Genomic DNA, 21,369 nt, shown 5'->3' with positions numbered 1-21,369 from the left:
CCTACAGTTAACGGCTGACCGTTTACTGCAAACTGTACGACCACTCCTCCATTTGCCGGAGCGGCTGAACCCGAATAACTGGCTAAATACGTTTGATTTGGTGCAAGGATAATATCCCGCGAACTCACTGCGTGTCTGATGGCGCTTCCCCTTTGCACAGTATTGGGTCCTAGTGGTATATACCCCCCTGCGGGAACTAATTGGTTAGTAGAAAGAGTGTTCAAGCTATTCAACGTGACGGTCGGTCCTGTCGCGCCTCTTGGGCCGGCTGGTCCGGTCACTCCTCTTGCACCAACTGGGCCGGCCGCTCCCCTCGGACCCGTTACACCCGCCGGGGAATCGTGGTTTCTTATTTGACGTGTAGATTTTACGAAGAACCGGAATTCCTTGATCTGGCGGAAGTTTCTGCACTTTTATAATCGCTTCCGACACTTGACCAAGAGCATTCCTGACTTAATCATGAGCTGAAGCAGCACTCGGAAATCATGCAAAATTACAGAACTACGGTGGACACTTAGAGATACGATATGTATCTATAATTTTCTATGCTTTCTCCGAACATATTGACTGTCTTAATTTGTGGTGTCATCCTCCTATGCTGGGTTGAATGGTGGAGGCTTGCCCAGACGTTGACGGGGCTAATGATCTTGCTCAACACACAAACCCTGCAGACACAAGCCAGCAGGGTTTTGCCATAACGATTTCTAAACGTTTGGGAATTATTCCATTTATCCTCTGGGCCAGTTCCTGCTGCCTCCTTACCATCGACCTAAGCCCTGCACATATGTACAAGGCCGTTGAGCTGGAAATATACACAGGCTATATTTTGATGAAGGAACGATGCAGAAAACGAAAATAATCTGAAACATATCTAAAACGGCCTTCCTTGATCATGTTATCGATGATGTCCCAATCTTGTTGTGGCATGGTTACGGTGTAGTGTCTTTTGATTCCTCCTTTCGGTTTGGGGCCTGGTTTCTTTCCATCCTTCCCTCGGTTTTCGACCTGACTTACCAATCCTCTAACTTCCTTCTCCAAGTCGTTCAACTGTTTATAAATGCTGTACATTCTTAATTCATTTTCGAAGGTGATGTCAAGCGGCTCCCTTTCCTCCGAATGATCATGATTTGTTCCCATTTCATGTTTGTTCACGTTAGTCAGCACACGTTCCACCTCGATTTGAAGTTGTCTCAGTTGCTCCACATATCCCTTACGCTCGTCTTGACTGTTCATTCGGATCATCCTTCGATTTGGAATTTGCCTTTGATCACCATGATGCGTTTCATGAAATTATTAAGGTTTCTGGAGAGGTTCATTTAGAAGTGGCCACCCTCCAGGACCGTATAAAAGTCTGAAGGATGGCAAGGTTAGCTCCTTTTACGCTTCTAAGTTGCTGATAGGTAGTTGAACTATAACCGATTAAGCCAGTTTAACTACACTGACATTCAGGCTACTGAATCTTTGCTCTACTTGATTAGCATTTCTAATGTTCAAAGTACTTTGTGCCGGAGTGCTGGGGGTATTAAAAATCACCGTATTACTAAAACTCAGGCCGGAGTTACTGGGTTGAGCGGAAAAGTGGCTTGCTACAGTTAACGGCTGATTGTTTAGTGCAAACTGTACGACCACTCCTCCATTTGCCGGAGTGGCTGAACCCGAATAACTGGCTAGATACGTTTGATTTGGTGCAAGGGAAATAGTCGGCGAGTTCTGCGCGTGTCTAATAGCGCCTCCCCTAAGCACAGTATTGGGTCCTAGTGGTATATATCCCCCTGCGGGAACAAGTTGGTTAGTAGAAAGGGTGTTCAAACTATTCAACGTGACGCTCGGGCCTGCAGGGCCAGTTACGCCTCTTGCTCCGGCTGGGCCGGTCGCTCCTCTTGCACCAGCTGGGCCCGTGGCTCCTCTTGCACCAGCTGGGCCGGTGGCTCCCCTCGGGCCCGTATCACCCGCCGGGAAATCGTGCTTTTTTATTTGACGTGTAAATTTCACGAAGAACCTAAACCCCTTGATCTGACGCAGATTTCTATACTTTGTGATCGTTCTCAATACTTTCACCGAAAGTCATCCTGGCTTCAATCATCAACTGATGCAGTGCCCTTAGATCATGCAAAATTACAAGCTTAAGGGAATGGTTACAGATACATTGTGTATCGATCATTCTATGCTTTCTCCTATCATGCTGACTGTCTTAATCATTAACATGATATATGTATAGATCGGTGACAGGGCTAATCATCTTGCCCAGCACACAAACCCTGCCGATGCAACCAGCAGGGTTTTGCCATACCTACTTCTAATTGTTTAGGATTTACACTAATCCTCTGATCCAGTTCCTGCTGCCTCCTTACCATCGACCTAAGCCCTGCACATATGTACAAGGCCACTTGAGCTGAGAACGTGCACAGGCCATACATTCTACATCTGACTTTTGATGAAAGAGCGATGCAGAAAGCGAAAGTAATCTGCTACATATCTGAAACGGCCTTCCTTGAGCATGTTATCGATAATGTCCCAGTCTTGTTGCGGCATGGTTACGGTATAGTGTCTTTTGATTCCTCCTTTGGGTTTGGGGCCTGGTTTCTTTCCATCCTTCCCTCGATTTTCGACCTGACTTACCAATCCTCTAACTTCCTTCTCCAAATCATTCAGTTGTTTATAAATGCTGTACAGTTTCAATTCACTTTCGAAGGTAAAATCAAGCTGCTCCCTTTCCTCCGTACGGTCATGATTTGTTTCCATTTCATGTTTGTTCTTGTTAGTCAACACACGTTTCACCTCGATTTGCAGTTGTCTCAGCCGCTCCAAATATCCCTGACACCTGGCGGGACGAACTTGACCCTCACATCCCCGACCATGATACTCGCCAGAGTAAAATATAAATCCGCGTCCTTTGCATTTCCGGCAAATTGATACAATAACCCAAGGTCTCGGCAAGTTAAATAAGAACCGTGTCCCTCTATGCTCGGATATTCCTGCTCTACCGGACCCATACGCAGCGCTTTTCGCAATGAATCCATGGCCCTATCGGTTTTCCCCAGCGCATGATAGCCGCTCGCCATCAGATGATACAAATCTGTGTACCCCGGAAATTGTTCAATACTTTTCTCACTGTGCCGGACCAAATCCTCATAATGCCCCATGAATTTCAAGATAATCAGACTGTATTTGTGAGCCCTGGCTTCCATTGACTTCGCAATATGAACCCCACTGTTCAAAAATGCATGAAAGTGACGAAGGGCCCCCTCCAAATCATTTATTCTGTATAATTCAACACCTAGATAAAACCAATAATACGGATCATTTGGATGCTCCACCATGGCTTGACGAAGCAGCGTTATATTTCGCCCGATTTTATCCTGACGGAAAATATTCTCGGCCAGATATCCGTAATGGTGGATATGAATATCCACCTGACCAAGTTTCATGTTGGGGTTAAGCTTCAGCATATTGGGCAAAATCTGTTCGTGGATTCTTCCTTCAAAACGGTATTCCTGCCGGTTCCGCACCATTCGAGTCAGACAGATATGCTCCACCCCGCCGCCTTCTAGATGGTTACAAATAATAAATTGGAAACCTTCGATCCCCTGCTCATGGACCACATCCCGGGTCAGTAGCTCCTTGAGTTTGTCGCCCTCAGCCACATCCATCTCCTCATCGGCATCCAGCCAGAGAATCCAGTCCCCTGTTGCTTCATCGAGCCCTCGATTCCGAGCATCCGCAAAGCTGTCCTGCCACGGCATCTGAATCACTTTGGCTTCGAAGGCCTTCGCCATCGCCACCGTATCATCCGTTGAGCCGGTATCCACCACAATAATCTCATCCACAATTCGCTGGACACTGCTGAGGCACTTCGGAAGATACTCCTCTTCATTCCTGACGATCATACATAACGAGATGCTAGGCTTATTCATAATCCACCTCCTTATTCATTCCAGACGAGCCCTCACATAACACCCTTCAGGAACAATGCGAACCCTGAAGGGTGGCTGAGATTCTGCAAGTTAAGCCAGTTTAACCACGCTTACCTGGACATTTTGAAATCCTGTAGCACCGCCTGTCGAATTATTAATCAGACGCAGATTGTAACTCTGCCCCGCCAATTCATTACTATTAAATACAACTGTATTACTTAAATTGACAATATCTCCGACTGTGTTACCAGTAGAAGCTGTACCCGAGCCAAGAATCCCTTCGAAATTCACTTGCACTTGACCAGTACCATTTGAGCTGGCCTGAACATTATAACTAGCCTCATAAACTTGATTCGGTGTCAAAGTAACATTGGCCGCCCTATTCGGATGCCTGATAGCCGTGCCGCCTAACTGCGCATTATTACCAGGGTTAATAACTCCCCTTCTAGCAACGGGTTGAAGTGTATCATTAACGGTTCTCAGAAAATTCCGCCCAACGGATGGGCCTGCAGGGCCAGTTACACCTCTTGCTCCGGCTGGGCCGGTCGCTCCCCTCGGGCCCGTATCACCCATCGGGGAATCGTGTTTTCTTATTTGACGTGTATGATTTACGAAGAACCGGAATTCCCCGATCTGAAGGGTGGGGAGGTTTCATCATAAGCCGCCGCACAACAAAAAATCCGCTGCAAATGCACCGGATCAGATCATTTGATTCTTTTCAATTCAGTTTCTTGTTGAATGGAGCGTGCAGAGAGAAGTTCAATAATTCCACAACCCGTTCATTCATATCCAGGACAGCTCGTTCATTTTTTTTAATGCTGATTTTCCTTTGCCCAAAAAGAACATTTCCACCGCCAAAACCGCGCTCACCTTCAAGTGGCTGTTTCATTGATTTCACTATTTTACAGGAGCAGGTCCTTTGCATTCAGATTGTCAGCCCCAGAGAGATACTAGCGCCTACACTAACATTTGCTATATCATTAATAGTCAGGAGATGTTGCGCCGTGTTTGCAAGGGGGCAGGATGGGATGCAGGGCTTCATGGTAAGAAAAACATCTATCGACGTACACTCAAAGAAGACAGAGGGCATCTTCAGAAATACGATCAGGTATCCTGCTGTGGAACAGGCGGGCTCATTCCGGAAAGCACCTCAATCATCATGGCTGCGCCAAGCTTAAAGCCGTATGTAAACGAGGATGCCATATCGATTCCCTGAACTTGATGATATAGGTCGGTTAAAGCTTCCAACTCGTTGAAATCTTCTTCGGCAAGCTTCTTTTTCCAGTGATTCAGGGACTCGGTGATTTGTTCGTTCAGCAATCTATATTCCGGGCTTTGGGAGGCGCTTTTTTCATGGGGAACCAGATCACCATAATAGAGTGATTCCAATACATTTTGCATGCTGCTCCACCTTTCTATGTACTTTTTTCTTAAGAAACAAACAGAAATTTTCTTGTACTTATGTACATTCACTATGTGGATCAGATTGGCGAAACACAGGAGCATTGGTACTAATACTAGGACCGTTTATAACATAATTATATGTCCCGCATATGCGGGACGTCAAGTGGATATTCAGAAAAGTGAGGAGATTCGGATGGGAAAGAAAGTGGTTGTAAAAATAAAGGAACTAACCAAAGCCAATGGTATTTCATTAAGGGAATTATCCAGAATTTCAAATGTAAGAAAAGCTTCATTAAGTGAATTAGCGAACGGCAAAAGAGAGAGCATCAGCTTCAGCCATATTGAAAGAATCGCTGCGGCCCTGAATATTCAGGATATTCGTGAGATCATCGATTTGGTGGATGTTGAGGAAGAGTAACGGCCTATCGGACGAGCTTAGGGATACTACCTCCCAGATGGTATGCCAAGGTCCCGGCAAGTCAGGCAGGTTCCAAGCCCGTTGCCGCCGGATATTCCTCCGGTACAGGACAGCCTAACGAAGAAAGGGGCGTAGATCGCCCCTATCGTACGGGTTATTTTTGCTGGCTTTTGACAAATGACCGGTGCAGGAAGCGAAAGTAATCTGAGACATATTTAAAGTTGCCTGCTTGAGTCAAGTTATCGATGAAGTCCCAATCCTCCTGCGGCATGGTCAACGTGTAGTGCCTTTTGACTCCTTTAGGTTTGGGCCCGGGTTTCTTTCGAACCTCACCCCGGTTCTCATCCAGGCTTGCAAGAACCTCCACTTCTTTTTTCAACTCGCTTAATTGTTTATAAATACTTTGCAGTCTCAGTTCATTTTCAATGGTAAAATCCATAAACTTATGGGCCAATTCCTCCGTACGATCCTCCATGTCTCCCGCTTCATTTTTCTTCATTTGAGTCAACATCCGTTCCACCACGCTTTGGATTTTATTCAACCGCTCCAAGTAGCCTTTATGTTCATTGTGACCCTTCATTCTGATCATCCTCGTATAATCGTGTTAGAAGCTCATCTTAAGCGAATTTCCAGTTGATCCGGACAGCCGGAAAGAGCTGAAGTGAATTTCCAATTGTAATGTTGGGGAATCTCGTGGTGGAAAGGATGGAGGACGTAGCCGAACCCGTACCGCAGCCCGAAGGGCGAGGAACGGAAGTCGGGGAAGTCAAGCCTATTTCCTATAGCTCTCGGTTCGATCCGGACGAAACGATGAGCTGCCGCCCAACATCAGCAAACCCGGTATCCTCATCCACCTGTTTATGTTTTGCCCGTTTTACCCCACCTCGGATGGGGATACCGGGTGTCACTTGAAGGAATGAATCTTACCACCGCAGAATGGGGTCTCCCCATGCGGTTACTTTGTCATGCACTTGATTCACAACTGAATAACAGGAAGCGTTCGAATGCGGGGAGCCGCATGGTCAGCGGACGCTTCTTTACAACTCAGACCTGCCTGTGGAACAATGGGGTCGACAAGCTTTTCTCAGGAGATTTCTTATCATCCTTGCGGACCCATCCATCGGTTGGGTACTGCTTTCAAAGCCTGTTACCCGTGACCCATCACTCATGTTCTAACCGCTGGTTGCGCCGCCGTAAACGCTTGGGGAGTAGCACCCGCAATTGTCAGGCGTCTACGGATGAGTGCTTATGACGAGGCTGAAGTCGGTGGTTTCCACGGGCACCCAGGTCTGGGATCTGCTTGATTACTTTTACACAGGAGGTGATCCCATGTCACCAATGCTGATTGGTATAGACGTAAGCTTGCGCTCCCACCATGTACAGTTCATGGACGGAGACGGAAGATCGCTCGCTTCCTTTGCCGTGCCTAATGATCGAGCCGGGGTGGATACCCTGATTCATAAGATGTTAGATGCCGCGAGCCAAGAAAAGCTGGAGCATCTTCACATCGGGATGGAGGCCACATCCAATCTGGGATGGCACCTTGCCCATTACCTGAAGAATGAATTGCAAAGCTACGAGCCGAATGTAAAGTCCCAGGTTTACGTCTTAAATGCAAGGAAAGTGGCTCGTTTCAAGAAGGGATATGACTCCCTTCCGAAGAACGACCGCATCGATGCCTGGGTCATTGCAGACCATCTGCGATTTGGACGACTGCCTCATGAGATGAAAGATATCATCCAATACGAAGCCTTGCAGCGCCTGACCCGCACGCGATTTCACTTGATGAAGAGCATCAAACGGGACAAGACCTATTTTCTGAATCAGGTCTTTTTGAAGTTCAGCGGGATGCGACAAGACAACCCGTTCTCCAATACATTTGGCAACACCAGCTTAGCGGTCATTCAAGAGCTTGAACCTGACCAAATCATGGCCATGTCCATGGAAGAACTCATCGAATTCTTGCAAGATAAAGGTAAGAACCGCTTTGAGAACCCGGAAGAGATCGTGGCTTACTTGAAAAAGATCGCCCGTTCTTCCTACCGGCTTGATCAAGTGATGGCCGATCCGGTGAACATTTCTCTTGCGACGACGCTCAGTGTCATCCAGCATCTGGAATCCGAGGTGAAGAAACTGGATAAAGAGATTTCCAAAATTATGGCATTCCAGAGACCCTCACCTCGGTGAAGGGCATTGGTCCTGTTTATGCAGCGGGCATTTTAGCCGAGGTCGGTGGAATTGATCGCTTTGCGAATCATGCCGATTTAGCCAAATATGCCGGTCTCGTCTGGACCCAGAACCAATCCGGTGAATTCGAAGCGGAGGAAACCTCACGCATGCGCACCGGCAATAAATATCTCCGTTACTATCTCGTTCAGGCTGCGGACTCTGTCCGCAAGCACGACGCCGAATACGGAGCGTTTTACCAAAAAAAGTACGACGAAGTCCCGAAGCATAAGCATAAAAGAGCCCTCGTCCTATCTGCGCGAAAATTGGTACGGTTGGTATTCATGCTACTGAAGACCAACACGCTGTACACACCACCCGAGAGGAGGAACCGATAACCGGTTTCCAAAATCCTACTCTACTTACAATTCGCCCGCATGTAATTCAAGTTTCAAAATTTTTACATACAGCGGGTCTAGTTTGTTGTTGCCTTTTTTCGGGTCAAAATTCGATTTGTGCTGATTATTTTCCAATTCGCATGAATCAACCCCTTGACATATCACCGCTGGGCTTTGATTTGAAAACCAAATGTCCTTAATCACCGGGATGCAGTTCGTGAAGTATCCGAGGTTATAGTTCTAATTCGTTGAGGAGGGCCACCCTTCAGGCACGTTGATATGCCTGAGGAGTGGCCATCAGAATCATTACTGCCCGTAAGGCAGCAATATGAACCAAGTTATCTCAGCTTAATGACGTTTATAGCTGTTGAGCCAAAGTTAGCTGCTGTAGGACTATCATTCTTCAAATATAAGTTGCCTCCATTTACTCCAGTACTAATAATGCCACTCCCTGCTAAAACCTGCGTTATACGATTACTCGTAGCTACGGCATTAGATCCTGGCACAGTAGTAACAGTTCCATTAACATTAAGAGCCAAAGCAGCTGCTACACCGCCTTGTGCATTGGCATTCGTCCTGTAGTCCACATAATACGTCTGATTCGGGGCCAGATTGATGGTCCCACGTGTGCCCTGTTGGATGGCAGTCCCATTTTGATTCACCCTCGTCGGAGCTGGAACAATAGCATTGGGGAGTGTTCCCGCAGGCGGAGTTCCAAAAACACTCAAATAATTCTGCGTCACACCCGGGCCCTGAGGGCCAGTTACGCCTCTTGGGCCGGCTGGGCCGGCTGGGCCTCTTGCACCGGCTGGGCCGGTCGTTCCCATCGGGCCCGTATCACCCGCCGGGAAATCATGTTTTTTTATTTAACGTGTAAATTTCACGAAGAACCGAAATCCCTTGATCTGACGCAGGTCTCCAGCATTTTCGTAACCGTTTTCTTAGATTGGTCAAGTACACTTGTGAAAGGGATAAGCTGCCTTGTCCCGGCCAAAAAAATATAAGCTTTTGTGTAGTCGATTACCCTGCTGTTTTTCTTAAAGTCTCTATCCCTATGAAGTGGCGTTATTTCCTAATGCTTGGTCAGGAGTACAGAATCATTTCAAAAGAAACTTTAGTCCTTAGTCTCTACGCTTACTGCTCAAGCCTTTTTATGTATCCACGATCTTGCTCTTATCTTGCAATTACTCAAGTAGACTATCAGAAAATCTTTTTACAAATTGTATCACTCTTTAGGCGATGGCCCGCCTCAGCCTGTGATGCATTTGATTCTGTTCGCATTATGTTCGTGACCAATAAAAAATGACGTCGGACCCTTTGCTCCTGTCTCACCTTGCGGACCTGTCGCTCCATCCGGGCCTGTTGCTCCGTCTGCTCCTGTTGCTCCATCCGGTCCTGTTGCTCCGTCTGCTCCTGTCGCTCCGTCTGGGCCTGTTGCTCCGTCCGGTCCTGTCGCTCCGTCCGGGCCTGTTGCTCCATCCGGGCCTGTTGCTCCATCTGGACCCGCTGCTCCATCCGGGCCTGTCGCTCCATCCGGACCTGTCGCCCCATCTGCTCCTGTTGCTCCATCCGGACCTGTCGCGCCGTCCGGGCCTGTTGCTCCATCCGGGCCTGTTGCTCCATCCGGACCTGTCGCTCCATCTGGACCTGTCGCCCCATCTGCTCCTGTTGCTCCATCCGGACCTGTCGCGCCGTCCGGTCCTGTTGCTCCGTCTGCTCCTGTTGCTCCATCCGGACCTGTCGCGCCGTCCGGGCCTGTTGCTCCATCCGGGCCTGTTGCTCCATCCGGGCCTGTTGCTCCGTCCGGGCCTGTTGCTCCATCCGGGCCTGTTGCTCCGTCCGGTCCTGTTGCTCCGTCTGGTCCGTCAGCTCCTGTCGCGCCATCTGGACCCGTTGCTCCATCTGGACCCGTTGCTCCATCCGGGCCTGTTGCTCCATCTGGACCTGTCGCTCCATCCGGGCCTGTTGCTCCATCTGCTCCTGTTGCTCCATCCGGTCCTGTTGCTCCGTCCGGTCCTGTTGCTCCGTCTGGTCCTGTTGCTCCGTCTGCCCCGTCTGCTCCTGTCGCGCCATCTGGACCCGTTGCTCCATCTGGACCCGTTGCTCCATCCGGTCCTGTTGCTCCGTCTGCTCCTGTCGCTCCGTCCGGTCCTTTCGCTCCTGTTTCACCCGCTGGCCCCGCTGGTCCTGCCGGACCGGTAATGCCTATTACTACTCCAGTCGCTCCTGTCGGACCCGCTGGACCGGTTGGTCCTCCTGCTGGTCCCGGTGGTCCTGGAGGACCGGTTGGCCCCACAAGATTGGTGGCGTCCAGGGCTGTTTCCAATTTGTTGCTCAATACAAAGTCTTTATTGATCGTTTCCTGCAGCGTTTTGCGAATGCTGTCATTTACAGCCAATATATCACTGATGGAAGCAACCGGTCCTGACACACCAGGCAGGGTTCCCAGTACATATTGAAGCTTCTCACCTTCGGCATTCAGAATGTGACTGAGCCCCAACTCCTCCATGGCTATCGAAGCTACAATTAAAGATATGGCGTCGTCTCTTGTGATGGTGATCGATGGTGTAATGTTAGGCAGATTAGATTGAGACAATAACAATCTCTCCTTTCGTTTGGATTACTCCCAATCTATTCCTCACTGGGTTCCGGGGTGACGGGCATTCGCTTGTTTTCCGCATTTTATCCCGAAATAGGCTCAAGTGGCCTGGCGGCAGCGCCTTTCACGATCTATTTTTGCAGGAAGATGAAGACGCCGATGGCCAAACTGAACGGCCATGGCCATCGCGCGTCATTGCACACTGCCATTTGAACGTTATACCGCCTAGCCTAGCAACCTGGCATTGCTGACACTATTGCCTGGACTTGATCCTCAGACACACAAGTATAACCCTCTGGCCCGGCGATCAGGGTACAGTTGGGGTTAGGGACTGGAAAACATGTTGGACCGTTTGGAATGTCTACACATGGCACTGGACCATCATAATTGATTGGCAGACATCGTATGGGGCCGCCGCAAAGAGGAGGAATGTATTCTACACACGTTGGTCCTGTTGGGCCTTTCGGGTCCTCGGAAGCGCACAAAGCCATTTCTAATTTGTTGCTGAGCACCCAGTCCTTCCGTGTCGTTTCTTTCAGCGTTTTACGGATGCTGTCATTTACCGCCAACAAGTCACTAAGCGTCACGGCCGGTGCGGATACGCCCGGCAAAGTGCCCAACACGTATTGCAGCTTCTCTCCCTCGGCATTCAGAATGTGGCTTAATCCCAGTTCCTCCATTGCAATGGACGCAATGATCAGGTTTATCGCATCTTCTCTTGTGATGTCGATCGTTGGTGTAATGTTTGGCAAATTGGCTTGTGACAAAATCAACCACTCCTTTGTTTTGGGTGTGCGATAATCTATTCACCCCTGTTATCTGTAGGCATGGGCAATAGCGGAACTTTGAAAAAACTAGGCGCATAAAAAAGAACCTCGCTCCCTGCCGGGCCGAGGTTTGTTTGATGTTTTGTTATGCAATGACCGAAATAATCTCCTCAAGCTTGATCCAGCTGTAATCCTCATCCCCACGGACCAGCTTGACCTCCCGGAGGCTTGTGTTCACATTGGTCACGATCCCGCGCAGCTCTTCATCATCAAAGGGATTGAACACAACCACGGTAATCGGCATGCGCCGGTTGTAGGATTCGATCAGCGCCTGTTCGATCCGCTGCATTTCCTGGTCATCCAGAGCCGGCTTCCCCCGTCTCTCCTGCTCCCTCATATACGCCTGATAGGCTTCCCTGTGTTCGGGCAGCATCATGCGTGAACTCTCAAACAGCCCGTTGGCTTCAAGCTTCTTGCCCATGGTGTCATCCTCCTATGCCGATTGAATGAAGGTAATATGTTTGTCCTTATTATATACGAACACACGTTCTTTATCCAACGTAAATATTCACCATTTGCGCGGCCCTCCCGAAAGTCATTCCTTCCAGCCGAATAATCCCAAATCAAATGGGCTACGCTAACACCAGAAAAAAATGACAGGTGAGCTTATGCGAGTCAAAGGGAAAGCCAAAAGGTACCACGCTCTATTAGAGATGAGCAGCAACGGAACGAACATCCAAACACACATCAGCCCGTGGATTCCATTATGGTGGTCGGCAGCGCTCCCCGGATTTGGCCATTTCATATTAGGAATTAATTTAACGGCTTATGTGCTCGTGATCTTTGAATTTATAGTCAACCATATGGCGCATATCAATGATGCCATCTATTTCAGCATGCTTGGTGATTTTGAAGAAGCCAAACGTGTGATCAACATACGATGGTTTTTTGGATATATTGGCGTTTACGTTTTTGCGATGTACGACAGTTACCGGCGAACGGTCGATCAGAACAAGCTGTTTTTATTATCGTACAGATACACTCAGAATACATCCGCTTCAGAAATAACAAATCTGAACAGGAACTTCATGGATGTCACAAGTCCGAGCCTCGGTTTAGTTTGGTCCTTTATTACTCCGGGGACAGGGGCCATCTTTGTGACCAGAACCCCGATCTTTATTTTTGCCATTACCTATTGGGGCATCACAGCTGTTTTTTCACATTGGTTTGAGGGAATTTATTATACAGCCATAGGAGACTTTGAGCAGGCCAGGAATGTTTTGCAGCCCGCATGGTTCCTGTTCATCCCTTCCATTATCACGTTCTCCATGTATTTCGGGTATCATGACACAGCAAAAGAAAACAAGGCATTCAAGCTGTCTCAGGCCAGGTATTTGAAGGAAAATTATCAAAGCAAAGCATTTAAAAAACCTGTATAGAGGGGATCTCCAGGTGTACATTGTTGCAGCTTGCCAGCATTCTTTGTATGCAGAACTGCTTGTTTCGGAAATTGAGAATTATGGCATCCCCAGGGAGCAGATCGCTGCCATTCCGCTGGACAGAAGAAACGAGCAGCTCTTATTATTCGATACGATGCATCATGCCGATGGCCACAGTATGATCGATCTTGCGCTGGTGCTCGGCACCATCCTGATGCTGCTTGGCTCCATATATGGTTTTGTATTGCCTCTGGGCCCTATTATTTGGGCGCTCATGGGGCTGATTGCCGGGGGCGTGCTCGGATTTGCCATCAAATGGCTTATTCTGACACGAAGAGGCTATAAAATCAGCGCCCGCAAAGGCAACGCTGAATTAATCATCATGGTCAATTGTGACGCGGCCCAGGAGAGAGACATCGAAGAAATATGTTGGCACCATAATGCGCTGGGTGTTGGAAAGCTGAACGATTAGCCGATTACATAACAGGAAGCCGATGAATGGAGATTGAATAGTGACCTCACATCATGATCTCGAAAAAGCAAAGGAAACGCTCAAGATCGTAAGCACGAATGATTGGCTGACGCATTCACTGGGGACCTGGCAGTGGTGGCTTCTGCTGGTATCCAGCATTGTTCCATGGATACTTTGGTGGAAATATGCCGATAAAGAACGGGGAAGAGAGCTTATCACCGTTGGCTTGGCAACTATGGTAGTGACCGACACACTCGATAGTCTGGGCACTTTTTATAACTTATGGGGGTATCCGATAAAAATAACTCCTGTAATTATACAGTACCTCCCGGCTGATTTCGCGGTCTTTCCCGTTACCTTCATGTTTCTATGCCAATTTTTCCGAAAATGGAGCACATTCCTGGCAGCAACGGTTGTGGTGTCAGCCATATTTTCATATCTTCTTGAGCCTTTGTTTGTATACATGCACACCTACCAATATAATGCTCCATGGAACCATACGTTCAGCTTCCTTGGTTTTATCATCACCATAGCCATGATCCGGCTTGGTGTGTACCAGCTGCTTAAACACCTGAAATAATGCTTGGAAAAAATCAAACCAAGGGCTTCGTATGGTGATTCCGAAGGCCTTGGCGTTCTAAGGCGTTGCCTGAATAATTTCGGTGTGGTAACATTACAACAGAAATAAGGGAGGCGCCACCCTCCCCCAGGACAACGAGGTGTGCCTCACAGCGCGCACTTGCTTATCTGTGCAGCAAAGCCCACCGAAGGCCGGTTAACCCTTTAGCGGTGGGTTTTGCGCTTGTTACGAAGCACCAAGAGCAGTCATGGCGTCAATCACCTCCTTTACAGAAGGCTGCGCCGTGACTCCCACCCGTTGTCCAATCCAATTTATAGCATAAACAAGCCTCGGGCAGGTCCCGAGGCTTATTTTTTTGTGTAATTGCCGAACGCTTCGAATCTTTCACAAGAGGCTGCCCGATAAGCTGCACTTCCTGATTATTCAGGGCTAGATTTCCTTAACTGCCGCCACAATAAAAAAGCACGGCCTCTGAAAACCGGAAAGCCGCGCCGTGCATAAATATGTAAGTATGCTGGTGAAGGGAATTGAACCCCCGACCTACGCATTACGAGTGCGTTGCTCTACCCCTGAGCTACACCAGCAGAGCCGATAACACCGGCTGACAATAGTTGATTATACAACTCTGGACATAAAAATCAAGACGGTTTGATGCCATTATCAGAATATGCCAGTTTGTTGGCAACCGACTGCAGCTTCAGCACGCTGGACGATTCCTTGTCACGGCGGTCATCAATCTTGACGGATGTCGAGACACGCTTCGCCCCTGTCATAAAAGGTGCTTCATGAAGTGCCGCAATCGCGGTAAATACATCGTCCAACGTGCCTTCAATGATCGTGCTCATAGAGGTAAGCTCATAGGAAATCCCCTTCTGCTGATGCAGCACGCGCTGCATTTCCGCGACGTAGGTACTGAGACTGGTGCTGCCTGTCCCGATTGGGATGACCGTTACTTCCGCGATAGCCATGTTCCTGCCTCCTTCGATTTTCCGGCACTTGCCACAGCCGGCATGTTTTACATGTATTTTACCAGCCAGGCTCCCCCCAGTTCAAATACATCAATCCTAAAAATGCGTCTTTTTTCATCATACTCGTCCATACGGCCTAATTACGTCGATTCGTCTCGTTACCAATCTCTTTCCTTTGCGGAAAACTGGTTTCATGTGCTATAATCGAGCCTGCGTCATTTTCATTTTTTTGGTTTACAGATACAATATATTGGGTTAAAGTATATAGGCAGCACCTAAATGTAGTACGGAAGCCAAGATTCGACACAACCCTGAAGCAGAGCCGTTTTCCTGAAGCCAGGCGCTGTTTGGGGTGGTTTGTGTCGACTGATTCATATACTTTCTCTCCGGACCGCTGCCCTTCGACCCTGTAAAACGGATTCCCTCGGGCCGTCCGGGGCATCCGCGACACATCATCTACATGCAAGCAAGGCTTCCGCTCCCAGGTTATTTTTCATCATAAGCATCACCACTGCAGTTCTTCCCAAACCGCAGACATCACTGTCCGATACCCGCCCTAGTGATAAGAAAAATGAAAGTGAGGAATCATCCATGCCACAACTCGTAATTAAACCCAATAATCGTCAGCTTGCTTTTGACGAAATGCGGATTTCCGTTTATGCCGACCGTGTACTGCAGGGACTTGATAAGCTGGATAAGGACCGCCTCATCCGCGGTGTGAACTCCAAGCTGCGCCGGGACGAAGTGACAGGGGATGAAATCAGCAACGCGTTCATCATGTCCGCCCTTGAACTGGTGAGCAAGGACGAACCGGATTGGAAATACGCCGCCGCGCGTTCCCTGCTGACTTCGCTGTACAAGAAGGCTGCCACTAACCGTCGTTATAAATCCTACCCGGACGAGCCTTACGGCGCATTCTACCCCCTGATTACCGAAATGGTGAAAAAGGGAATTTACCGCGAAGAGCTTCTGGAATGCTACACCAAAGAACAAATCGACGAGCTCGCGGAATACATTGAACCGAAGAATGACCTCCTGTTCGATTACATAGGGTTGTTAACCTTGTCCGAACGCTACCTTGCCAACGATTTCGACGGGAAGGTCATGGAACTGCCGCAGGAACGTTACATGGTCATCGCCATGTACCTGATGCATAAGGAACCCGCCGAGAAACGCATGGAACTGGTCAAGGAAGCTTACTGGGCGATGAGCAATATGTACATGACCGCTGCTACCCCTACAATGTCCAATGCGGGTAAAAAAGTGGCAGGACAGCTCTCCAGCTGCTTCATTGATACGGTGGACGACTCTCTGGAAGGAATCTTCGATTCCAATACCGACGTGGCCCGCTTGAGCAAAATGGGCGGCGGCATCGGCGTGTACCTTGGTAAAGTACGTGCCAGAGGCTCAGACATCCGTGGCCACAAAAATACCAGCTCCGGCGTCATCCCTTGGATCCGCCAGCTGAACAATACCGCCGTCAGCGTAGACCAGCTCGGTACGCGCAAAGGAGCCATCGCCGTATATCTGGACGTATTCCACAAGGATATTCTGGCGTTCCTGGATCTGAAGCTGAACAACGGGGACGAGCGCATGCGTGCACATGACGTGTTCCACGGCGTGTGTCTGCCTGACCTGTTCATGGAGCGTGTGGAAGCCCGTGGTGAATGGAGCCTGTTCTGTCCTCACGAAGTGAAGAAAATCATGGGCTGGACCGATGAGAACGGCCGTCCGCTCGGGCTGGAAGACTTTTATGATGAAGAGCAGGGCAAAGGCTCCTTCCGTGAAAAATACGAAGAGGCCGTCAACCATCCACTGCTGCCCCGTATCACGGTGCAGGCCATCGATATCATGAAGCGCGTCATGAAATCGCAGTTGGAGACAGGCACGCCTTACATGTTCTATCGCGATACAGTGAACCGTGCGAACCCGAACCGCGCTCACGGTATGGTCTACTCCTCCAACTTGTGCACGGAGATTATGCAGAACCAATCTCCTACCGTGGTGGAGAAAGAAGAGCTTGTGACCAAGGACGGGCAAACCCGGATCGTCATCTCCAAAATCCCTGGCGATTTCGTGGTCTGCAACCTGAACTCCATCCATCTGGCACGTGCAGTGCCTGCCGGAGTGCTGGAGCGTCTGGTGCCGATTCAGGTGCGTATGCTGGATAACGTTATTGACATCAACAACATTGAAGTACTGCAAGCCCAATATACGAACAGCCAGTACCGTGCTGTAGGCCTGGGTACCTTCGGTCTGCACCATCTGCTTGCACTTGAGGGCATCCGCTGGGAATCTGAAGAAGCGGTGGAATTTAACGATAACCTGTACGAGAAAATCAACTACCTTGCTGTCAAATCCAGCATGGAGCTGGCCAAAGAAAAAGGTCGTTATGCGAAGTTCGAAGGCTCCGACTGGGAGAACGGGAATTACTTCACGTCCCGCCATTACACGGACGGCACGCGTGAAGGCAAGTTCGTAACGGCTTCCGAGTGGCAGGAGCTCGCCGAACAGGTGAAAACGAACGGTGTCCGCAACGCCTGGCTTTTCGCCATCGCGCCTAACGGATCGACCTCGATCATTGCCGGTTCGACCGCCAGCATTGATCCGCTGTACGAGCTGCTCTCGTATGAGGAGAAGACAACCTACAAGATTGCCAACCCTGCGCCGGATCTGAACGAAAAGACGATCTGGTACTACAAAACAGCGTTCCTGGTAGACCAGCATGCGTCCATTAATATGGCAGCCGCACGCCAGCGTCATATCGACCAGGGCCAAAGCTTTAACCTGTACGTCCGTCCGGATATCAAGGCTACCGAGTTCCTTGACTTGCATCTGCATGCATGGAAATCCGGCATGAAGTCGACGTATTATGTCCGCAGCCGTGCGCTGACGATTGAAGAGTGTGAAAGCTGTGCGTCGTAATCCTAGCCTTTAGATCTTATAAAGGGATTTTTCGATCCCCCTAAATCCCCCTTGGCCAAGGGGGACCCCAGCGGGGCCCGCTGCCCCCTGGCCCCCCGCAAATTTGGTGGGGAGAGTTTATTCACAGCATGTAAGTTAATCTAGAATTGCGAGAGAGATCATACGTGTAAAGAGATCATGCGTGTAACAAACTATATGAGTAATCCGATTAAACGAGTAACAGACATTAGCAAATAGAATCATACGAGCAATCGTTTTGAACATAAATGAAAGCAAGGCTCCCTCTTTACTGTTTTCCTACAACGGAGAGGGGCTTGCTTTTTACGTTTCCTTTTTGAACTAAAAGCTTAAAGCTTTAACTATAAATCAAGCTCATTTAAAGGAGAGAGCCTCCCATGCAATTGCAAAAGATTTTTAACACGGAAGCCCCCAACCGCTCCACCCGCATCATCGAAGGCGAATGCTCCGGCATTTTGAACTGGAACGATATCCGTATGCCGCATATGTATAAGCTGTACAAGGTGCTGTTGCTCAACCACTGGATCGCGGACGAAATTCCGATGTCCAAGGATGCGTCGCAATTCCCGCTTCTTGATGCGGAAGAACAGCGTACTTTTAAAATCAATATCGGGCTGCTGGCGGTGCTGGACTCCATGCAGACGATGTTTGTCGGCGACGTGAAGCGTTACTTTACCGATTCATCCCTGGAGGCCATTTCGGCCATTATCGGCCAGCAGGAGGTTGTTCATAACCAATCCTATTCGTACGTGCTGTCCTCCCTTGTCTCCGAGCAGGAGCAGAAGGAGATTTTTGAATATTGGAAGCATGATCCGGTGCTGCTGGAGCGCAATACGTTCATTTCGAAAATTTATCAGGAATTCCGGGACGATCAGAACCCACAAACCTTCTTCCATGCTCTGGTCGCTGACTTGATTCTGGAGGGCATTTTCTTCTACAGCACGTTCGCCTTCTTCTACAACCTGGCGCGTGACCAGAAGATGATGGGTACCAGCCAAATGATTTCCTATATTCAACGTGACGAGAATCAGCACTGCTATTTCTTCGCGGAAGTGTTCAAGCAATTGCTCGCCGACTTCCCTGAGCTGAACACGAAAGAGAATATTGATTATGTCTACAAAACGATCGACCGTGCCGTGGAGCTTGAAACGAACTGGGCTCATTATACACTGTCCGAAGTGCGTGGCATCGACCTGAACGAGCTGTCCGACTATATCAAATACATGGCCAACATGCGCCTGCGGCTGCTCGGTCTGGACAAAGCCTATGAAGGCGTCGATGTAAACTGCATGCCTTGGATCAAGCCGTTCTCGGATGAAGCGCTGAACGCGACCAAAACCGACTTCTTCGAAGCCAAATCCCGCAACTACGGCAAGGTCGGCGACGATAACGGGTTCGACGATCTGTAAGCCGATGATATTTTTATACAGTGAATGATATATCTGATTAATCTTTTATATTGTAAAAAATCGTAAAAGGACAATCTTACGGGTTCAAAAATCGAAACCCGGACCGGACAAAGGAATGATCCTTATCCGGTCCGGGTTGTTTTTTTGTAACAATGAAACTATTCCCTATGTATTTAATGCAAAAGCCTCAGAACCCAATCCGGTCATAATACCCCAGGGCTCTGATGGTTCCCTATCCGCTTCTTAATCTGTCCTGCTTCAGATGTTCTTGATTTCCACGTTTCAGGGAGCCGCTCCTCTTTCTGCTCCTACCCTGCTGCCGCGTTACATGTGTTAAGAAGTGTACTTATCAACCAGTTCCTCAAGCGCCTGCTTGACATTCCCCTGAAATAACCCGCCATGATAACAAATAAGCTCCTTGATATCGTATTCAAGCAAGAGCTTCACAGAGCGCACGGCCTCCTCCAAATCCAGGGTAAATTGAGGATTGGCGATCTCCAGCTTCCCCTGCTCAATGACCACAACATCGCCGCCAATCAAGGTTTCACTCCCAGGCAGATACAGCGAGATGTGGCCAGGCATATGGCCGGGAGTATGAACAATCTGAATTCCTCCGCACCAGGAAAACAACTCATTGCTTTTTACAGTATAATCCACGGGGACAGGCTCAATGGATGCAAGCAAACGGATAAACTGCTCTGCTTGAGACCTGGCCTCGGGTAGCAAAGATTCCAGCGTTGATTCAGCCTGCACAAGGCGCAGTGACCGGCGGGTCCCCTCCAGGTACGGCTTCTCCATCTCATGGGACACGATCTCAATGTGCGGGTATCTCCGCTTTAGCTCCGCAAGCGCGCCAATATGATCCATGTCGTGGTGGGTGACAATCAGTTTCGAAATGGATGCAAATGTTACGCCATGCCTCGAGAGCGCCCCTTCCAGCAAAGGAACAAAATTCGGATAACCACAATCGACCAGGATGAAATCATCCTCATCCTGAAGAAGAACCGGGGTAATCACCTTCTTCTGCCCCTCATGTTCAAACTCAATGTCAAGTAAACGATACATTTGCTTCACTCCGATTCTTGCTTAAACTAGGGTTTCTATTCTGGAAGTCATAATACCGCAGGAGCAGTAAAGCAAACAGTTAAAATATGGAATCTAATAATTTAATTCCCGAGCTGCCATGATTCTGCCCCTTTCCACAGCTTCTATTATACTGTGTTGTGCTTTATCGGCTTAAAGTGTTATTTTAGAAATCATGGATACAGATGTAAGAAAAACGTCTATCGACGTACGTTCACAGAAGAAAGACCGCGCTTAGCGGTAGTTTTTCTTGCGATTATAGAATTGTTCAGCTTCGCTGAAAACTTATAACTCAACTTTCGCAGAGCACAAATCCAAATTAACCTGTGTAGCTGCTGGGTTCTGAGGAATTCGAATCCCCTCCTTGCAAGTTTGCCGATTTCATGCTGTGAAAGTTAAGGCTTGATAGTCAAGCTGCCCGGAAGCTTTGCACGATTATCCCATTGGATCAGGTGAAGAAAAACAGAAAACCGGGAACCGAAAATATACTTTAGGCGCGTTAAAGAAAATAACGGATCAAGTGAGGCACGAAAATGCCTGTTGTTACGCTATTCAGGACCATCGAATGGGTCTATTATTTTTTTGATCGTACCTTATGGAGAAGCAGATCGGTTCGAGATCATGAGGCGATCTTAGGAGAAAGCAGAGCGTTTAGGAGATGTGAAACCGACCGAGAGAGAAGGAGGGAGCGGAGCAAAGCCCTGAAAAAATAAAAGACCCTGGCCCTCGTTACCGCTTGAACCTGAATTTTTCCGATGTCCTCGTTCATGCTAACCCACACCGTTCAAGCCAAGCACATCATGCTCACC

General features: G+C 48.7%; 19 protein-coding genes, 1 tRNA gene and 1 pseudogene. 8 read left to right on the top strand and 13 right to left on the bottom strand.

Annotation, left to right across the window (positions count from 1 at the left end; all coding sequences use genetic code 11):
• Positions 1-819: 819 nt before the first annotated feature.
• The 6 genes from ACI1P2_RS30060 to ACI1P2_RS30035 all read right to left on the bottom strand — a co-directional run bounded on the left by ACI1P2_RS30060 (position 820) and on the right by ACI1P2_RS30035 (position 5,315).
• A complete protein-coding gene (locus ACI1P2_RS30060; protein ID WP_355327167.1) occupies positions 820-1,233 on the bottom strand; it encodes a hypothetical protein in 414 nt (137 codons plus the stop codon).
• 1,185 nt (positions 1,234-2,418) lie between these two features.
• Positions 2,419-2,808: a hypothetical protein gene (locus ACI1P2_RS30055; protein ID WP_355327165.1), complete on the bottom strand. Its 390-nt coding sequence runs from the start codon at positions 2,806-2,808 to the stop codon at positions 2,419-2,421.
• Entirely contained in the window at positions 2,796-3,914 is a 1,119-nt protein-coding gene (locus tag ACI1P2_RS30050) for a glycosyltransferase family 2 protein (RefSeq protein ID WP_355327162.1), read from the bottom strand. The genes ACI1P2_RS30055 and ACI1P2_RS30050 overlap by 13 nt, the downstream gene beginning before the upstream one ends.
• Positions 3,915-4,004: 90 nt before the next feature.
• Entirely contained in the window at positions 4,005-4,277 is a 273-nt protein-coding gene (locus ACI1P2_RS30045) for a hypothetical protein (protein WP_355327159.1), read from the bottom strand.
• 355 nt (positions 4,278-4,632) lie between these two features.
• Positions 4,633-4,812: a hypothetical protein gene (locus ACI1P2_RS30040; protein ID WP_355327156.1), complete on the bottom strand. Its 180-nt coding sequence runs from the start codon at positions 4,810-4,812 to the stop codon at positions 4,633-4,635.
• Positions 4,813-5,018: 206 nt separating this feature from the next.
• Positions 5,019-5,315 carry a DUF6809 family protein gene (locus ACI1P2_RS30035; protein ID WP_355327153.1) on the bottom strand — a complete coding sequence of 99 codons (297 nt, stop codon included), beginning with the start codon at positions 5,313-5,315 and terminating at the stop codon, positions 5,019-5,021.
• Between the two features lie 196 nt (positions 5,316-5,511).
• Here ACI1P2_RS30035 and ACI1P2_RS30030 point away from each other — a divergent pair, with 196 nt between their 5' ends.
• Positions 5,512-5,736 carry a helix-turn-helix domain-containing protein gene (locus tag ACI1P2_RS30030; protein WP_355327150.1) on the top strand — a complete coding sequence of 75 codons (225 nt, stop codon included), beginning with the start codon at positions 5,512-5,514 and terminating at the stop codon, positions 5,734-5,736.
• A gap of 154 nt (positions 5,737-5,890) precedes the next feature.
• On the opposite strand, the gene ACI1P2_RS30025 is transcribed toward ACI1P2_RS30030, so the two are convergent.
• Positions 5,891-6,316 carry a hypothetical protein gene (locus tag ACI1P2_RS30025; RefSeq protein ID WP_355327147.1) on the bottom strand — a complete coding sequence of 142 codons (426 nt, stop codon included), beginning with the start codon at positions 6,314-6,316 and terminating at the stop codon, positions 5,891-5,893.
• 749 nt (positions 6,317-7,065) lie between these two features.
• Between ACI1P2_RS30025 and ACI1P2_RS30020 the strand changes: the two genes are divergently transcribed.
• Together ACI1P2_RS30020 and ACI1P2_RS30015 are read left to right on the top strand one after the other, a co-directional pair.
• On the top strand, positions 7,066-7,923 hold the full coding sequence (locus ACI1P2_RS30020; protein ID WP_355327144.1) for an IS110 family transposase: 858 nt from the start codon (positions 7,066-7,068) through the stop codon (positions 7,921-7,923).
• Entirely contained in the window at positions 7,920-8,300 is a 381-nt protein-coding gene (locus ACI1P2_RS30015) for a transposase (protein WP_355327141.1), read from the top strand. Before ACI1P2_RS30020 ends, ACI1P2_RS30015 begins: the two co-directional genes overlap by 4 nt.
• A gap of 1,474 nt (positions 8,301-9,774) precedes the next feature.
• Here ACI1P2_RS30015 and ACI1P2_RS30010 read toward each other — a convergent pair.
• The 3 genes and pseudogenes from ACI1P2_RS30010 to ACI1P2_RS30000 all read right to left on the bottom strand — a co-directional run.
• Positions 9,775-10,896, bottom strand: a pseudogene (locus tag ACI1P2_RS30010) (hypothetical protein); the annotation flags it as partial.
• A gap of 233 nt (positions 10,897-11,129) precedes the next feature.
• Complete coding sequence (locus ACI1P2_RS30005) at positions 11,130-11,666, bottom strand: hypothetical protein (RefSeq protein WP_355327138.1); 537 nt, start codon at positions 11,664-11,666, stop codon at positions 11,130-11,132.
• A gap of 145 nt (positions 11,667-11,811) precedes the next feature.
• On the bottom strand, positions 11,812-12,147 hold the full coding sequence (locus ACI1P2_RS30000; RefSeq protein WP_355327135.1) for a YolD-like family protein: 336 nt from the start codon (positions 12,145-12,147) through the stop codon (positions 11,812-11,814).
• Positions 12,148-12,379: 232 nt separating this feature from the next.
• Between ACI1P2_RS30000 and ACI1P2_RS29995 the strand changes: the two genes are divergently transcribed.
• From ACI1P2_RS29995 to ACI1P2_RS29985, 3 genes are read left to right on the top strand one after another with little or no spacing between them, the layout of a single operon-like run.
• Positions 12,380-13,105: a hypothetical protein gene (locus ACI1P2_RS29995; RefSeq protein WP_355327133.1), complete on the top strand. Its 726-nt coding sequence runs from the start codon at positions 12,380-12,382 to the stop codon at positions 13,103-13,105.
• A gap of 13 nt (positions 13,106-13,118) precedes the next feature.
• Complete coding sequence (locus tag ACI1P2_RS29990; protein ID WP_355327130.1) at positions 13,119-13,577, top strand: hypothetical protein; 459 nt, start codon at positions 13,119-13,121, stop codon at positions 13,575-13,577.
• Positions 13,578-13,617: 40 nt separating this feature from the next.
• On the top strand, positions 13,618-14,157 hold the full coding sequence (locus ACI1P2_RS29985; RefSeq protein WP_355327127.1) for a CBO0543 family protein: 540 nt from the start codon (positions 13,618-13,620) through the stop codon (positions 14,155-14,157).
• Positions 14,158-14,669: 512 nt separating this feature from the next.
• Here ACI1P2_RS29985 and ACI1P2_RS29980 read toward each other — a convergent pair.
• Both ACI1P2_RS29980 and ACI1P2_RS29975 read right to left on the bottom strand, forming a co-directional pair.
• A tRNA-Thr gene (locus tag ACI1P2_RS29980) sits at positions 14,670-14,741 on the bottom strand.
• A 54-nt stretch (positions 14,742-14,795) separates the two neighbouring features.
• Entirely contained in the window at positions 14,796-15,125 is a 330-nt protein-coding gene (locus ACI1P2_RS29975; RefSeq protein ID WP_355327124.1) for an MTH1187 family thiamine-binding protein, read from the bottom strand.
• A gap of 591 nt (positions 15,126-15,716) precedes the next feature.
• Between ACI1P2_RS29975 and ACI1P2_RS29970 the strand changes: the two genes are divergently transcribed.
• Together ACI1P2_RS29970 and ACI1P2_RS29965 are read left to right on the top strand one after the other, a co-directional pair.
• Positions 15,717-18,050 carry a ribonucleoside-diphosphate reductase subunit alpha gene (locus ACI1P2_RS29970; RefSeq protein WP_355327121.1) on the top strand — a complete coding sequence of 778 codons (2,334 nt, stop codon included), beginning with the start codon at positions 15,717-15,719 and terminating at the stop codon, positions 18,048-18,050.
• Positions 18,051-18,445: 395 nt separating this feature from the next.
• Positions 18,446-19,477 (top strand): ribonucleotide-diphosphate reductase subunit beta, encoded by a 1,032-nt coding sequence (locus tag ACI1P2_RS29965; RefSeq protein ID WP_355327118.1) that lies wholly within the window; start codon positions 18,446-18,448, stop codon positions 19,475-19,477.
• Between the two features lie 333 nt (positions 19,478-19,810).
• Here ACI1P2_RS29965 and ACI1P2_RS29960 read toward each other — a convergent pair whose 3' ends face one another.
• The gene (locus ACI1P2_RS29960; RefSeq protein WP_355327115.1) at positions 19,811-20,542 is read right to left on the bottom strand and encodes an MBL fold metallo-hydrolase; all 732 of its coding nucleotides are present in this window, start codon (positions 20,540-20,542) and stop codon (positions 19,811-19,813) included.
• Positions 20,543-21,369 lie beyond the last annotated feature (827 nt).

Origin of the sequence: Paenibacillus jiangxiensis, from assembly GCF_046098255.1 — a bacterium.
GTDB lineage: Bacteria > Bacillota > Bacilli > Paenibacillales > Paenibacillaceae > Paenibacillus > Paenibacillus jiagnxiensis.
Note: the sequence above shows the minus strand (reverse complement) of the source record. Positions and strands in the feature narration are given on the sequence as shown.